Genomic DNA, 13437 nt, shown 5'->3' on the forward strand with positions numbered 1-13437 from the left:
TCAGACGACCTCGCGCCAGGACAGCCCCAACTGCTGATCCGCGCACAGGCACCAGGCGGGGTCGTCTTCCAGCGCCTCGCAGATGGTGGCGCGCGCCAGCTCTGGCGAGTTGTTCTTCTCGGACAGGTGGGTGAGCACCAGATGCTGCAGGCGCTCGCGCTCGATGCCGCGCACCAGCGAGGCCGCCTGAGCATTGGAGAGATGCCCGAGATTGCCGCCCACCCGCTGCTTGAGGCGCGGCGGATAGGGGCCGTTGGCGAGCATTTCCGGGTCGTGATTGGTTTCCAGCAGCAGGGCGTCGCAGTCGCGCAGCACGTAGCGCACATGCGAGGTGATCGAGCCGAGGTCGGAGACCACGCCGAGCTTGCGGCCGCCGTGCTCGAAGGCGAAATGGCAGGGCTCGCGGGCATCGTGCGGCACCGGGAACGGCCGCACGGTCAAGGCCCCGATGTGGAAGGCCTCGTGCGGACTGATGTAGCTGGCCTCGGGCACGTCCTTGTCGGTCCAGGCGGCATAGGTGCCGCGACTCAGGTACACCGGCAGCTCGTAGGCGCGCGCCAGGCGGGCGACGCCGCCCAGGTGGTCACCGTGCTCGTGGGTGACCAGGATGGCGTCGAGGCTGGCGACATCGAAGCCCAGGCGCGCGCAGCGGCTCTCCACCTCGCGCACCGCGAAGCCGCAATCGACCAGCACGCGGACACCACCGGCTTCCACCAGGGTGGCGTTGCCCTTGGAGCCTGAGCCGAGCATGGCGAAGCGGATCATCGGCCGCCGTCCCTGGCGCAACCGCAGTGGCGAATCTGACCCCAGGCCAGCCATGCATGGCTGGCCGCCGGGCGGCTCGGACGGCCATGCAAGGCAGTCCTCGAAATCCCGCCCGGCCCCAGCATCGCGAGGCCCATCAGCTCTTGCCGGCCGGGGTGAACACCGGAAACGGCAGCACCTTGCCGGACTCGCCGCCGGCGGAGATGCGCGGCGTGCTCATCTTGCTCACCTCGTCGATGCGGACGACGGCATGCACCGGGATGTAGGTGCGCTCGACGTTCTCGAACTCGGACTTGAGCTTCTCTTCGCCGGGGTCGGCGATGATGCTGCTGCGCTCGCCGAATACCAGCTTCTCGACCTCGATGAAGCCCAGCAGGCCGCCATGGCTGATGGCGCGGGCATAGACCTCCCAGATCTGGTCCTGATGGCGGAACGTCACGCGGTAGAGATTTTTGGCCTGGCTCATGACTTGCAGTTTATCGCGCCAGCCCCGCAGCAGGTCTGGCGGGCACCGCCTCAAGTTGCCGGTGCCGCTGCCGCTAAGGGGACGTTCCCGCCGAGACCTCCATGCGCGACTCCCGAACCTCCGAACTGGTCGAATCCATCGTCCAGATCAGCCGTCAAAAAAATGGCGACGATCTGCGTCTGAGCCTGCTCAAGACGGTGATGGAGGCCCTGGACGCCAACACCACCCGCTTCCTGCGCCACGTCCGCGCCCGTGGCGGCCAGTCCTGGCTGGAGGACTTTCAGGCACTGCGCTCGGCCAGCAGCCTCAATGGCTACGAGCTGAAGCTGTTTTCCAGCGCCACCGTCAGCCTCAGCGAGCCGATGCAGCACTGCGTGGAAACCGGGCTGCCGCTGCAATCGGCGGGCGCCGACGGCAGCCCGCTGTTCATCCATCCGGTGGCCGACGGCGGCATCGTGCACGAGCTGATCGTGGTCGAGGTCAGCCGTCACAACGACAACGATTTCCGGCTCACCAAGGCCATCGTCCAGCTTTACCAGAACTACCTCGATCTGGTGCGCGCCACCGAGCGCGACACCCTCACCGGCCTGCTCAACCGCCGCTCGCTGGAAACCAGCGTCAGCCGCCTGATGTACAGCGCCGCCCGGCATTCCAGCCGGCGCGGGCCGGAAGGCCAGCGGCTCGCCGATGCCGGCGAACGCTACTGGCTGGCAGTGATCGACATCGACCACTTCAAGCGGGTCAACGACAGCTTCGGCCACCTGTTCGGCGACGAGGTGCTGCTGCTGGTGGCGCGGGTGATGCAGCAGTGCTTCCGCGCCGATGATCTGCTGTTCCGCTACGGCGGCGAGGAGTTCATCGTCATTCTGCAGGCCCACAGCGCGGCGGAGGCGCATGCGGCGCTGGAGCGCTACCGGCAGCAGGTGTCGTCCTACCGGTTCCCGCAGCTGGAGCGGGTGACGGTGAGTATCGGTTTTGTCGAGCTCAAGTCGGAGGTGCTGATGAGCGAGGCGGTCGGCCACGCCGACCAGGCGCTCTACCACGCCAAGGCGCACGGTCGTGACCAGGTCTGCGACTACGCCCAGCTGGTCCAGCAGCACGCCGCCCCCACCGCCCTGCTCAACTCGGCGGTGGATCTGTTCTAGGGTGTGTCATCAATTACCTGGTCACTGCGGCCGAAGGCTGTTTTGGGGCAGTGCAAGGAAGCCAGGGAGGGGAATAGTGGTTCTATTTCCCTCTCTGGCTGACGCCGCAATGCCCCAAAACAGTCCGGCCCCGAAGGGTTGCGGCCAAAACCGCGCATTGCGTCGTTGCGAGACTTGCTCAGGTTCCAACCTGCGCTACGTCTCGCGCCTCGCACTGCGCGGTTTTGACTCGCAACGCAGCGAGCAGGTAATTGATGACACACCCTAGGCCCTATTTCTCCAGGCCGCCCAGGAACAGCGCGTAGGCGGGATTGTCGGTCTCGTCCCAGTACGGATAGCCGAGGCTGGACAAGGCCTCGCGGCACTCCCGCGACTGCCCGCGCGGCACCTGCAAGCCGACCAGCACGCGCCCGTAGGCGGCGCCGTGGTTACGGTAGTGGAACAGCGAGATGTTGAAGCGGGTGCCGATGGCGTTGAGGAAGTCCAGACAGGCGCCCGGCCGCTCCGGAAACTCGAAGCGGAACAACTGCTCGTCCACCAGGCCCGGCGCACGGCCGCCGACCATGTAGCGGACGTGGGTCTTCGCCATCTCGTCCTGGCTCAGATCGACCACCGGGTAGTCGAGCGCACGCAGCTGCGCGACCAGCTCGGCGGTCTCGGCGTCGCTGGCCACCTTGAAGCCAACGAACACATGCGCTTCCTTGGGCCCGGCGTAGCGGTAATTGAACTCGGTCACCACGCGGCGGCCGAGCTGCTTCAAAAAACGACGGAAGCTGCCGGCCTGCTCGGGGATGGTCACCGCCAGAATCGCCTCGCTGTGGTCGCCGAGTTCGGCGCGTTCGGCGACATGGCGCAGGCGGTCGAAGTTCATGTTGGCGCCGGACACCGTCGCCGCCAGGGTCAGACCACTGACCTCGTGCAGCGCCACCCACTTCTTCAGACCGGCGATGCCCAGTGCACCGGCCGGCTCGCAGATCGAGCGGTTCTCGTTGAATCCGTCGCGGATAGCAGCACAGATCTCGTCGACATCGACCCGGATCACCTCGTCGACCAGGGACTTGGCGACCCGCCAGGGCTCGGCACCGACCTGTTTGACCGCGACGCCGTCGGCGAACAGGCCGACCTGCTTGAGCTCGACCCGGCGGCCGGCCTCGTAGGCACGGGCGAAGCAATCGGAGTCTTCTGGCTCCACCGCAATCACCCGCGTCTTCGGGCTTACCGACTTCACGTAGGCGGCGACGCCGGCCAGCAGTCCGCCACCGCCGACGCAGACAAAGATCGCGTCGAGCGGGCGGTCGCCCAGCTGTTCGAAGACCTCCTTGGCAACCGTGCCCTGTCCGGCGATCACGTCGGGATCGTCGTAGGGATGGATCATCGCCAGACCGCGCTCGGAGGCCAATTGCTCGGCGTGCTCGCGGGCGTCGTCGTAGGCGTCGCCGAACAGCACCACCTTGCCACCCAGCGCCTTCACCGACTCCACCTTGATCGCCGGCGTGGTGCGCGGCATGCAGATTAGTGTGGGGATGCCCAGACGCTTCCCGGCCAGGGCCACGCCCTGGGCGTGGTTGCCGGCGCTGGCGGTGATGACACCGCGCGCCCGCTGCTCGTCGGAGAGGCGCACGATCTTGTTATAGGCGCCGCGCAGCTTGAAGGAATGCACCGGCTGCAGGTCCTCGCGCTTGAGCAGCACGCGGTTGCCGAGCCGGGTGGAGAGCTTGCGGGCCTCTTCCAGCGGCGTCACCTTGGCAACGTCGTAGACCCGGGCCGCCTCGATGCGGGCGCGATAGTCGGCCAGCAGCTTGGTGGTGGCGGCGTCGAAACGGCTCAGGGGGGCTTTCAGCTTCACGCGCGGGAGTCCATTGGCTTCAAGGAGTTGGAGTCGATCCCGAGGTCAGTCTGGCGCCGGGGGTCGCGTATGATACGCGGCGCTTTCCGGACCGCCCCGAGCCTGCCCCGCACCCGAACGTGACCCAGCCTGCCTCCCCCACCGCCCGCGTCGCCTTCATCGGCGGCGGCAACATGGCAGCCGCCCTGATCGGCGGCCTGCTGAAGACCGGCTGGCCGGCCGCGCAGATCGCGGTCGCCGAGCCGCAGGCGGCGCGTGCCGACTGGCTGCGCCAGCAGTTCGGGGTGCAGGTGGCGGCTAGCGCCGCCGAGGTCAGCGCCGACGCCGACGCCCTGGTACTGGCGGTGAAGCCGCAGCAGATGCGCGAGGCCCTGGCCGGCGTCGCCACCAAGCCCGGCGCGCTGGCGCTGTCGATTGCCGCCGGCGTGCGGCTGGCGACGTTGCAACGCCTGCTCGGCTCACAGCTCCGCTACGTGCGCACCATGCCCAACACCCCGGCGCTGTTCGGCGCCGGCATCACCGGCCTGTACGCGCCGGCGGGCACCCCGGCCGAGGCCCGCGACCTGGCCCAGACCCTGCTCGCCGCCGCCGGCGCCTGCGTCTGGGTGGAACGCGAGGAGGAGCTGGACGCGGTCACCGCGCTGTCCGGCTCCGGCCCGGCCTATTTCTTCCTGCTGGTCGAGGCCCTGCGCGAGGCCGGCAGCGCCCTGGGCCTGAAACCCGAGATCGCCGCCCAGCTCGCCGCCCAGACCTGCATCGGCGCCGCGCGCATGGTCGCCGACGCCGGCCAGGACGTGAGCAGCTTGCGCGCCAACGTCACCAGCAAGGGCGGCACCACCGAAGCGGCGGTGCAGCATCTTGAATCCGCCGGCCTGCGCGCCATCTTCGCCGAAGCCCTGGCACGCGCCGACGCCCGCGCCAAGCAGCTGGGCGATGCCCTCGACCTCGCTCCCTAGAGCCTGACACCGATCCCATGGGCCCGAACTCTTCCAACGCGCTGTTCTTCCTGGTCACCACCCTGTTCGACCTGTACCTGGGCGCGCTGCTGCTGCGGGTGATCCTGCAATGGGTGCGGGCGGACTTCTACAACCCGCTGTCGCAGATCGTCTGGAAGCTCACCAACCCGCCGGTGCTGCCGCTGCGCAATCTGATCCCGCGCTGGCAGAAGCTCGACACCGCCGCGCTGGTGGTGCTGCTGGTGGTGGCGGTGGTCTACATGCTGCTGATCGGCTGGATGTTCGGCCTCGGCATCGGCGGCGTCAGCCTGGTCTGGTACGCGCTGCTCAAGTGCCTGGTGCTGACCATCAACCTCTACACCCTGAGCCTGTTCGTGCAGGCCATCCTGTCCTGGCTCGGCCCCGGCGTGAACAACCCGGCCGCCAATATCCTGTGGAGCATGAACGAGCCGCTGCTGCGTCCGGTGCGCCGTTTCATCCCCTCGATCTCCGGCCTCGACCTGTCGCCGCTGGTGGTAATGCTGGCCCTGCAGGTGCTGAACCGGCTGATCCCGCTGCCGCTGATCCTGCGGTGAGCAACCAGACCGGCAGCGTCGGCGTCGTCACCCCGCAGCGGTTCGTCTTCGAGCAGCCGCTGCAACTCGACTGCGGCCGCAGCCTGCCGCACTACGAGCTGATGGTGGAAACCTACGGCCGGCTGAATGCCCAGGCCAGCAACGCGGTGCTGATCTGCCATGCGCTGTCCGGCGACCACCACGCCGCCGGCCTGCACGCGCCGGACGACAAGAAGCCCGGCTGGTGGGACAACTGCATCGGCCCCGGCAAGCCGATCGACACCGACCGCTTCTTCGTGGTCGCGCTCAACAACCTCGGCGGCTGCAAGGGCTCCACCGGCCCAACCAGCCTCAACCCGGAAACCGGCCTGCCCTATGGCCCGGACTTTCCGCTGCTGACGGTCAGCGACTGGGTGCGCTCGCAGGCGCGCCTCGCCGACCGTCTCGGCATCCGCCAGTGGGCGGCGGTGATCGGCGGCTCTCTGGGCGGCATGCAGGTGCAGCAGTGGAGCATCGAGTTTCCGCAGCGGGTGCGGCACGCGGTGGTGATCGCCTCGGCACCGGAGCTGTCGGCGCAGAACATCGCCTTCAACGAGATCGCCCGTCAGGCCATCCTCAGCGACCCCGACTTCCACGGCGGCCACTACGCCGCCAAGGGCGTGGTGCCCTCGCGCGGCCTGAAGCTGGCGCGCATGCTCGGGCACATCACCTATCTCTCCGACGAGGCGATGCGCGCCAAGTTCGGCGCCGAGCTGAAATCGGCGACGCCGGCCTTCAACTTCGATGTCGAGTTCGAGGTGGAAAGCTATCTGCGTCACCAGGGCCAGAGCTTCGTCGACCGCTTCGACGCCAACACCTACCTGCTGATGACCAAGGCGCTGGACTACTTCGACCCCGCGCGCGACGCCGGTGGCTCGCTGCTGGCCGCCTACCGCAAGGCCAGCGCCCGCTTCCTGGTGATCGCCTTCTCCAGCGACTGGCGCTTCTCGCCGGCACGCTCGCGCGAGATCGTCCGTGCGCTGGTCGCCGCTGGTCGCGAGGTCAGCTATGCGCTGATCGACTCGCAGTTGGGGCATGACGACTTTCTGATGCCGATTGCGCAGTACCACGGGGTGTTGCGGGCGTATTTGCAGCGGGTGGCGGAGGAGGTGGCATGAGGGCCGTCGCTGCGTCTCGGCCTGCTGCGTGGTGGTGGTTCGCGCGTTCGCGCTCTTTTAGGTGTGCAGGACCTGGTAGCTTTTTTTCGCCTATTGGCGACTCACTTTTCTTTGCTCCTGCAAAGAAAAGTAAGCAAAAGAAAGCAGGCCCCTGCGTAGCGCCCCTGCGGGGTGCCCTGCGATGCTCGTGGCCGGGGGGACGCGCCCGAACTCGGCGCCCTATAGGCGCCTCAGACATGCGGGCGCTTCCATACCCCCCGTCCACTGCGCTTCTCGGCGCTACGAAGGGGACCGGAACATCTACAGCACGGCGGTCTTCGCCCGCCGCAACATCAAAAGCAACAGCAGGCGCTTGCTTCGCTCGCGCGAGGTTGGCGCAGCAGACGAGCCGGAGTGCCGTTGATGTGGCTTTTGATGTGGCTGTGGCGGGTGATGTGGCTTTTGACTTGCCCTCCCCCTTCGTGGCGCCGAGAGTGAGCTGGGAGGCTTTGCGGATTGCCTTGAATGGCAATCCGCCCCAGCGAACGCCCGGCCCACGGCCGGGCCGCAGAGGACCAAAGGGGGATAACAGCGAGCGCCTGTTTGAGGCGCCTATAGGGCGCCGAGTTCGCGAGCGGCCCCTTTGGGCCGAGCATCGCAGGGAACCCCCGAAGGGGGCGCTACGCAGGGGTGTGCTTTCTTTTGCTGTTGGCATGGCTTGCCATGCCAACCCATTAACTGTTTCTTTGCAGGAGCAAAGAAAAGTGAGTCGCCAAAAGGCGAAAAAAAGACAGCAAACAGCACACACAAAGCAGAGCGCGAACGCGCGAACCACCAGCACCGCACACCAGCAGCTGGCCAAGGCGCAAGCAGTACACTCGGAAAGCAGACCCGCCGCATGAACACCGCCGCCCCCCTGCGCGCCGACCTCGCCGCCCTGAGCCCCTGGATCCCCGAAGGCAGCCGCATCCTCGACCTCGGCTGCGGCGACGGCACCCTGCTCGCCCACCTGGCCGCCACTCAGAAGGTGCGCGGCTACGGGCTGGAGATCGACCCCGCGAATGTCCGCGCGGCGGTGGCGCGCGGCGTCAACGTCATCCAGGCCGACTTGGATGAAGGCCTTTCGGACTTCGCCAACGGCGCCTTCGACGTGGTGGTGATGAGCCAGGCGCTGCAGGCCCTGCAGCGGCCGGACGCGGTGCTGGCGGAAATGCTGCGGGTGGGCCAGACCGCCATCGTCACCTTCCCCAACTTCGGACACTGGCGGGTGCGCGCGGCGCTGCTCGCGGGCCGCATGCCGGTGACACCCTCGCTACCGGCCGGCTGGTTCGACACCCCCAACATCCACCTCTGCACGGTGGCCGACTTCGAAGCCCTGTGCAAAGCGCGCGGCTGGAAGGTTTCGCGCCGCGCCCTGCTCGACCGCCGCCATCGCGGCGGGCTGGCGATCCGGCTGCTGCCCAACCTGTTCTGCGAGCAGGCGCTCTACGAACTGCGCGCTGGCTGAGATCCGCTCCGCCAGCGCGCCTTCACGTCAGCCCCGCTCAGAAACCCAGCGCCAGCCGCAGGCTGTAGGCGTTGCTGTCGCCGCTACGGCTGTACTCGGGGGTGAGTTGCAGGAAGCCCAGCGCCACCCGCAGACCGGCGAAGAATTTGGCCTGATTGACCTCCTCCTCGCTCAGCCCCAGGCCGCTGCCCGGAGTGACCTTGCCCCAGACATAGCCGGCGCCGGCGTAGGGGGTGAGAAAGGCGAAGCCCTTGGAGATCGAGACATCGACCGCCTTGGAGTCGAAGCTCAGATCGTCCTCGCCGCTCAGCTTGCTGTAGCTGGCGCGCAACGCGACCGCCGGGGTGGCGATGCCGCCCGGCAGCACCGCCCAGCGGACTTCGCCGCCGTAGAGCTTGGCGTCGGTGCTCGGCACCTGCGAGTAGTAGGCACCGATGTCGATGTCGAAGGGCAGGCCCTTGGTGGCACTGACGCCGACCATGCCGATGGCATCGACCTCCTCGCCGGTGAGGCGCTGCCAGGCGCCCTTGTCCTGCACCGGCGCGTAGGTGGCGAAAGCACCCAGGCTGAAGCCGGTGAGGCCGCCGGCCTCGGCGGGGTTCAGCGCCTTGTAGTCCAGGGTCGAAACGATGTCCTTGGCGACGCTGCGAAAATCGGTCTGGCTGCCGCCGGGCAGCAGATCGAAGTCGGAGGCGCCGGCCGCGCCGGCGAGCAGGCTCAGGGACAGGGCAGCGAATGCGCGCATCGAACAAATCTCCAGGTTTTTGTGTAGTGGCGGGTACGGTGACCCGGGCCGAGGATAGCAGCGACGCCCGCTCAGGCGCGCGGCCCAAACACCGTGTCGAGCAGCCCGCCGAAGGCGTCCTGCACCTCGTTCAGCCGGCCGTGGAAGAAATGGCCACAGCCGTCGACGGTGATCAGTTCCGGCATCGGTTGGTACTGCTGCAACTCGGCGAGCGTAGTCTGGTAGGACACCACCTCGTCGTCGCGCGAATGCAGCACCCGCCAGGGGCAGTGCGGATGCGGCGGCGCCTGATAGCCCAGGTACTTGCCCAAGGGCGGCGCCACGCTCATCAACGCCGCCGGCCGTACCCGGCTGGCGGCCTTCAAGGCGATGTAGGAACCGAAGGAGAAGCCCGCCAGCACCAGCGGCGCATCCGCCGGCACCCGCTGCCGCAGCCAGTCGGCGAGCAGTACCGCGTCCTCGGTCTCGCCGGCGCCGTTGTCGTGCAGGCCCTCGCTCTTGCCGACCCCGCGAAAATTGAAACGCAGCGCCGCGAAGCCGGCCTTGAGCGCGGTGGACGCCAGGCTGTAGGTGACCTTGTTGCTGAGCGCGCCGCCGTAGAGCGGGTGCGGGTGGCAGATCAGCACGCCGCCGCGCGGCGGCTGCGCCGGTGCTGCGAACAGAATCTCGATGCGCCCGGCGGCACCGCGCACCAGCCCGGCGCGGCTCTGGCCCGGCGGTGGCAGGGGTTGATCAAGGGGACTGGGGTCGGACATGGCAGCAGCGTCTGGCGGGTCTCGGAGCGCCTAGTCTGAAGAGCTTGCGCGCCGGCGACAAAAAGCCGCCTTTCGCGTCTTGCCAGTGCTCTGGCCCGAATCTATAGTCAGGCACGCCGTGGCCGCACGGCACAATCTTAGTGATTACAAACCATTGGCGGCCTCAAGGAGATCTCATGCGGAAGACTGTCCAAACCCTCGCTTTGCTCGCCAGTGGAGTCGGCGTGGTGTTTGCCGCCGCACCGCGCGGTGAAGCGCCGGAAGCGCGGGCGTATTTGTCGATTGGTTATGGACAGGCGAAGCAGGTGCCCAGCCAGTTCTTCTACGGTCTGCGTCTGGATCACGGCAGCGATTCCGAACTGCACGGCGCCGCGCCCATCGCGCAGCTGTCCTTCGACCGCCAGGGTTTCGAGAGCGCCCGCCTCAACGGCCTGCCGTTCACCCGCCGCCTGAGCGCCAACCAGGACGAGAGCACCGGCAGCGAAGGCGGCCTGTTCAGCAACTACTCGGCGGTCGACTGGACCCTGCTGGCGGTCGGCGCGGTCGGCATCGGCTTCGCGATCGCGCAGGTCGCCGACTCCAAGGACACGCCCGATCCGGCGCCCGGCAGCTCCTCCGGTGGCAGCTCGGCGGGCGGCTCCAGTGGTGGCAGTGGCTCCAGCGGCGGCAGCGGTTCCAGCGGTGGCGGCGTGCTGGGCGGCCTGCTGCTCGGCGGTTATGCCGAAACCCAGTCCGGCGGCGACCAGAACCGCAGCGCCGAGTACGCCGAATGGCTTGATGGCGGCACCGGCCAGATGGGCGACCTGGCTCCGCGCTGAACCGTTTTTTGCTTGAATGCAGGGGAGCCCACCGGCTCCCCTTTTTATTGCCGCTCCCCTTTCCGCCATGAGTTCCGACAGCCTCGCCATCCGCCATCCGCGGCTGCATGCCGTCTTCGGCATCGACCTGCGCACGCTGGCCCTGTTCCGCGCCGCCCTGGCCTCGGTGCTGCTGTTCGACTTGCTGCGCCATTACGGCGACCTCGGCAGCCTCTACAGCGACGCCGGCGTGATGCCGCGCCAGTGGCTGGTGCAGTTCGACACGCCCTGGCATCTGTCGATCTACCTGATCAACGGCACGCCGCTGATCACCGGCCTGCTGCTGGCGGTACAGGCACTGGCGGCGCTGGCGCTGCTGCTGGGCTGGCGCACGCGACTGGCGGCGGTGCTGAGCTTCCTGATGTGGGGCTGGCTGTGCAACCGCAATCCGCTGGTGCTGATCGGCGGCGACCTGCTGATGGCCTGCCTGCTGTTCTGGGCCTGCCTGCTGCCGGTGGGCGCGCGCTGGAGCGCCGACGCCGCGCTGTCGCGGACGCCGCCACCGGCAGACCCGCGCCATCTGTCCTGGGCCAGCGCCGGCCTGCTGTTGCAGGTGATGTCGGTGTACTTCTACAGCGCCATCCTGAAGAGCGGCCCGGAGTGGCTGCCCGACTACACGGCGGTCTATTACGCGCTGAGCCTGGACCGTTACGCCACGCCGCTGGGCCAGTGGCTGCTCCACTTCCCTGTGCTGATGCAGGGACTCACCGCCTACGTCTGGTGGCTGGAGCTGCTCGGCCCGCCGGCGATCCTGCTCGCGCCACTGCTGCCCGGCCGCCTCGGCACCGGCCTGCGCGCCCTGCTGATGCTGGCCTTCATGAGCCTGCACATCGGCTTTCTGCTGTGCCTTGAACTGGGGCATTTCCCGTTCGTGAGCCTGAGCTCGCTGACGGTGTTCCTGGGTGCCTGGTTCTGGAACTGGCGCGCGGGCCAGCCGCGCGCGCAGCAGCGCCTGACCATCTACTACGACCAGGACTGCGGCTTCTGCCGCAAGACCAGCGTGCTGTTCCGGGTATTCCTCGGCCTGCAGCAGACCAGCATCCAGCCGGCGCAACCGCAGCCGCGCGCCCGCGCACTGCTGGAGGCCAACGGCTCCTGGGTGGTGATCGACCAGGACGACCGCGCCTACCTGAAGTGGCAGGCCTACCTGCGCCTGCTGGCCGCCTCGCCGCTGTTCGGCTGGCTGCACCGGCCGCTCTCCGCCGCCGTACTGGCCGGCCCCGGCGAACGGGCCTATGACTTCGTCGGCCGCCACCGTGGCGCCTTCGCCCGGCTCAGCGCGCCGCTGCTGGGCGAACGCGAGACGCGCTTCGAAACCGGGCCGGGCGGACAAACGCTGGCGGCGCTGGCGCTGGCGCTGATCGCGGCCTGGAACCTGAGCACCATCCAGGTGTTGCCGGCCCGCGTCCAGGACGGCCTGCGGCCGCTGTTCCAGCTCAGCCGGCTGGAGCAGTTCTGGAACATGTTCGCGCCCTACCCGCTCAAGGACGACGGCTGGATGGTGATCGACGGCCAACTCGCCAACGGCGACAACGTCGACGTGCTGAACCCCGGGCAGGCGCCAAACTACGACAAGCCCGAGCATCTCTCGCAGACCCACCGCAACATCCGCTGGCACAGCTACCTCGGCCGGCTGTCGGAGAAGGACTTTGCCCGCCACCGCCTGTGGTTCGGCAAGTATCTGTGCCGGCAGTGGAACGCCGACAAGCTGGACAGCGACCGCGAGCACCGGCTGCTGCGCTTCAAGATCAACTACGTGTTCGAACCAACCCCGCCGCCCGGCCAGATCACGCACACCGAGCAGCAGACCCTGTGGAGCCACGAGTGCTTCCCCTCGGCGGCCGACAGCGACAGCGAAGCCAAGACTCCATGATCGATATAGGCGCAAACCTGGCGCACGAAAGCTTCGCGCCGGACTACCCCGCCGTGCTCGAACGCGCCTGGGCGGCCGGCGTCGAGCACATCGTGCTGACCGGATCCTGCCGCGCTTCCAACCGGCAGGTGGCGGCCCTGGCGGCGGCCGATCCGGCGCGGCTGTCCTGCACCGCCGGCCTGCACCCGCACCACGCCAGCGACTGGAGCGAGGAAGACGCCGAGCTGATCCGCGCGCTGGCGGCGCTGCCGCAGCTGGTGAGCCTGGGCGAATGCGGGCTGGACTATTACCGCGACCTCTCTCCGCGCGAGGTGCAGCGCCGCGTGTTCGCGGCGCAGCTGGAACTGGCCGTCGCGCTCAACAAGCCGGTGTTCCTGCACCAGCGTGGCGCGCATGTCGATTTTCTGCCGATGCTGCGCGAGTACCGGCCGCAACTCGTCGATGCCTGCGTGCACTGCTTCACCGACAGCCGCGAGGCGATGGAAAGCTATGCCGAGCTGGACTGCTACATCGGCATCACCGGCTGGGCCTGCGACAAGAAGCGCGGCGCACCGCTGCGCGAGGTGGTGCCGCACATCCCCGCCGAGCGCCTGCTGATCGAGACCGACGCGCCCTATCTGCTGCCGCAGAACGTGCCGCGCGGCCAGCGGCCATCGAGCCTGCACAGCGACAAACCCGGCATCGACGGCCGCCGCAACGAGCCCGCCTACCTGCCCTATGTGGCGCAGGCGCTGGCAGAGCTGCGCGGCGAAAGCCTGGAGGCGCTGGCAGCACGCACGACCGCCAACGCCCGGCGTTTCTACCGGCTTTTGGGAAACCCTGCATAAGTCGT

At 68.1% G+C, this 13437-nt stretch carries 13 protein-coding genes; 8 read left to right on the forward strand and 5 right to left on the reverse strand.

Annotated elements, in window-relative coordinates; translation table 11 throughout:
• Together ED208_RS04905 and ED208_RS04910 are read right to left on the reverse strand one after the other, a co-directional pair.
• On the reverse strand, nucleotides 1-765 hold the full coding sequence (locus tag ED208_RS04905; protein WP_123210773.1) for an MBL fold metallo-hydrolase: 765 nt from the start codon (nucleotides 763-765) through the stop codon (nucleotides 1-3).
• Between the two features lie 136 nt (nucleotides 766-901).
• On the reverse strand, nucleotides 902-1231 hold the full coding sequence (locus tag ED208_RS04910; protein WP_123210774.1) for a DUF1820 family protein: 330 nt from the start codon (nucleotides 1229-1231) through the stop codon (nucleotides 902-904).
• A 101-nt stretch (nucleotides 1232-1332) separates the two neighbouring features.
• Between ED208_RS04910 and ED208_RS04915 the strand changes: the two genes are divergently transcribed.
• Entirely contained in the window at nucleotides 1333-2376 is a 1044-nt protein-coding gene (locus ED208_RS04915; RefSeq protein WP_123210775.1) for a GGDEF domain-containing protein, read from the forward strand.
• Nucleotides 2377-2647: 271 nt separating this feature from the next.
• On the opposite strand, the gene ilvA is transcribed toward ED208_RS04915, so the two are convergent.
• A complete protein-coding gene (gene ilvA / locus ED208_RS04920; protein WP_436286620.1) occupies nucleotides 2648-4174 on the reverse strand; it encodes a threonine ammonia-lyase, biosynthetic in 1527 nt (508 codons plus the stop codon).
• Between the two features lie 167 nt (nucleotides 4175-4341).
• Here ilvA and proC point away from each other — a divergent pair, with 167 nt between their 5' ends.
• From proC to metW, 4 genes are all read left to right on the forward strand, one after another.
• Nucleotides 4342-5178: a pyrroline-5-carboxylate reductase gene (proC, locus tag ED208_RS04925; RefSeq protein ID WP_123210776.1), complete on the forward strand. Its 837-nt coding sequence runs from the start codon at nucleotides 4342-4344 to the stop codon at nucleotides 5176-5178.
• A 17-nt stretch (nucleotides 5179-5195) separates the two neighbouring features.
• Nucleotides 5196-5753, forward strand: coding sequence for a YggT family protein (locus ED208_RS04930; RefSeq protein WP_123210777.1), 558 nt, complete (start codon nucleotides 5196-5198; stop codon nucleotides 5751-5753).
• A complete protein-coding gene (gene metX / locus ED208_RS04935; protein ID WP_123210778.1) occupies nucleotides 5750-6889 on the forward strand; it encodes a homoserine O-succinyltransferase MetX in 1140 nt (379 codons plus the stop codon). Before ED208_RS04930 ends, metX begins: the two co-directional genes overlap by 4 nt.
• A gap of 877 nt (nucleotides 6890-7766) precedes the next feature.
• Nucleotides 7767-8375: a methionine biosynthesis protein MetW gene (gene metW / locus ED208_RS04945; RefSeq protein ID WP_123210780.1), complete on the forward strand. Its 609-nt coding sequence runs from the start codon at nucleotides 7767-7769 to the stop codon at nucleotides 8373-8375.
• 37 nt (nucleotides 8376-8412) lie between these two features.
• On the opposite strand, the gene ED208_RS04950 is transcribed toward metW, so the two are convergent.
• Nucleotides 8413-9120 carry a hypothetical protein gene (locus ED208_RS04950; RefSeq protein WP_123210781.1) on the reverse strand — a complete coding sequence of 236 codons (708 nt, stop codon included), beginning with the start codon at nucleotides 9118-9120 and terminating at the stop codon, nucleotides 8413-8415.
• 71 nt (nucleotides 9121-9191) lie between these two features.
• Nucleotides 9192-9875, reverse strand: a complete 684-nt coding sequence (locus ED208_RS04955) for an alpha/beta hydrolase (protein ID WP_123210782.1) — start codon at nucleotides 9873-9875, stop codon at nucleotides 9192-9194.
• A gap of 176 nt (nucleotides 9876-10051) precedes the next feature.
• Between ED208_RS04955 and ED208_RS17455 the strand changes: the two genes are divergently transcribed.
• From ED208_RS17455 to ED208_RS04970, 3 genes are all read left to right on the forward strand, one after another.
• Nucleotides 10052-10693, forward strand: a complete 642-nt coding sequence (locus tag ED208_RS17455) for a hypothetical protein (RefSeq protein WP_199720514.1) — start codon at nucleotides 10052-10054, stop codon at nucleotides 10691-10693.
• A gap of 67 nt (nucleotides 10694-10760) precedes the next feature.
• The gene (locus ED208_RS04965) at nucleotides 10761-12605 is read left to right on the forward strand and encodes an HTTM domain-containing protein (RefSeq protein WP_158608438.1); all 1845 of its coding nucleotides are present in this window, start codon (nucleotides 10761-10763) and stop codon (nucleotides 12603-12605) included.
• Entirely contained in the window at nucleotides 12602-13432 is an 831-nt protein-coding gene (locus ED208_RS04970; RefSeq protein WP_123210784.1) for a TatD family hydrolase, read from the forward strand. Before ED208_RS04965 ends, ED208_RS04970 begins: the two co-directional genes overlap by 4 nt.
• Nucleotides 13433-13437: the final 5 nt, after the last annotated feature.

Origin of the sequence: Stagnimonas aquatica (genome assembly GCF_003730135.1) — a bacterium.
Lineage (GTDB): Bacteria > Pseudomonadota > Gammaproteobacteria > Nevskiales > Nevskiaceae > Stagnimonas > Stagnimonas aquatica.

Bases quoted from the DNA above. Each gene is read 5' to 3' on its own strand.
- ED208_RS04905 (WP_123210773.1), bottom strand. From the start codon at position 765: ATGATCCGCTTCGCCATGCTCGGCTCAGGCTCCAAGGGCAACGCCACC.
- ED208_RS04910 (WP_123210774.1), bottom strand. From the start codon at position 1,231: ATGAGCCAGGCCAAAAATCTCTACCGCGTGACGTTCCGCCATCAGGAC.
- ED208_RS04915 (WP_123210775.1), top strand. From the start codon at position 1,333: ATGCGCGACTCCCGAACCTCCGAACTGGTCGAATCCATCGTCCAGATC.
- ED208_RS04930 (WP_123210777.1), top strand. From the start codon at position 5,196: ATGGGCCCGAACTCTTCCAACGCGCTGTTCTTCCTGGTCACCACCCTG.
- metW (WP_123210780.1), top strand. From the start codon at position 7,767: ATGAACACCGCCGCCCCCCTGCGCGCCGACCTCGCCGCCCTGAGCCCC.
- ED208_RS04950 (WP_123210781.1), bottom strand. From the start codon at position 9,120: ATGCGCGCATTCGCTGCCCTGTCCCTGAGCCTGCTCGCCGGCGCGGCC.
- ED208_RS04955 (WP_123210782.1), bottom strand. From the start codon at position 9,875: ATGTCCGACCCCAGTCCCCTTGATCAACCCCTGCCACCGCCGGGCCAG.
- ED208_RS17455 (WP_199720514.1), top strand. From the start codon at position 10,052: ATGCGGAAGACTGTCCAAACCCTCGCTTTGCTCGCCAGTGGAGTCGGC.
- ED208_RS04965 (WP_158608438.1), top strand. From the start codon at position 10,761: ATGAGTTCCGACAGCCTCGCCATCCGCCATCCGCGGCTGCATGCCGTC.
- ED208_RS04970 (WP_123210784.1), top strand. From the start codon at position 12,602: ATGATCGATATAGGCGCAAACCTGGCGCACGAAAGCTTCGCGCCGGAC.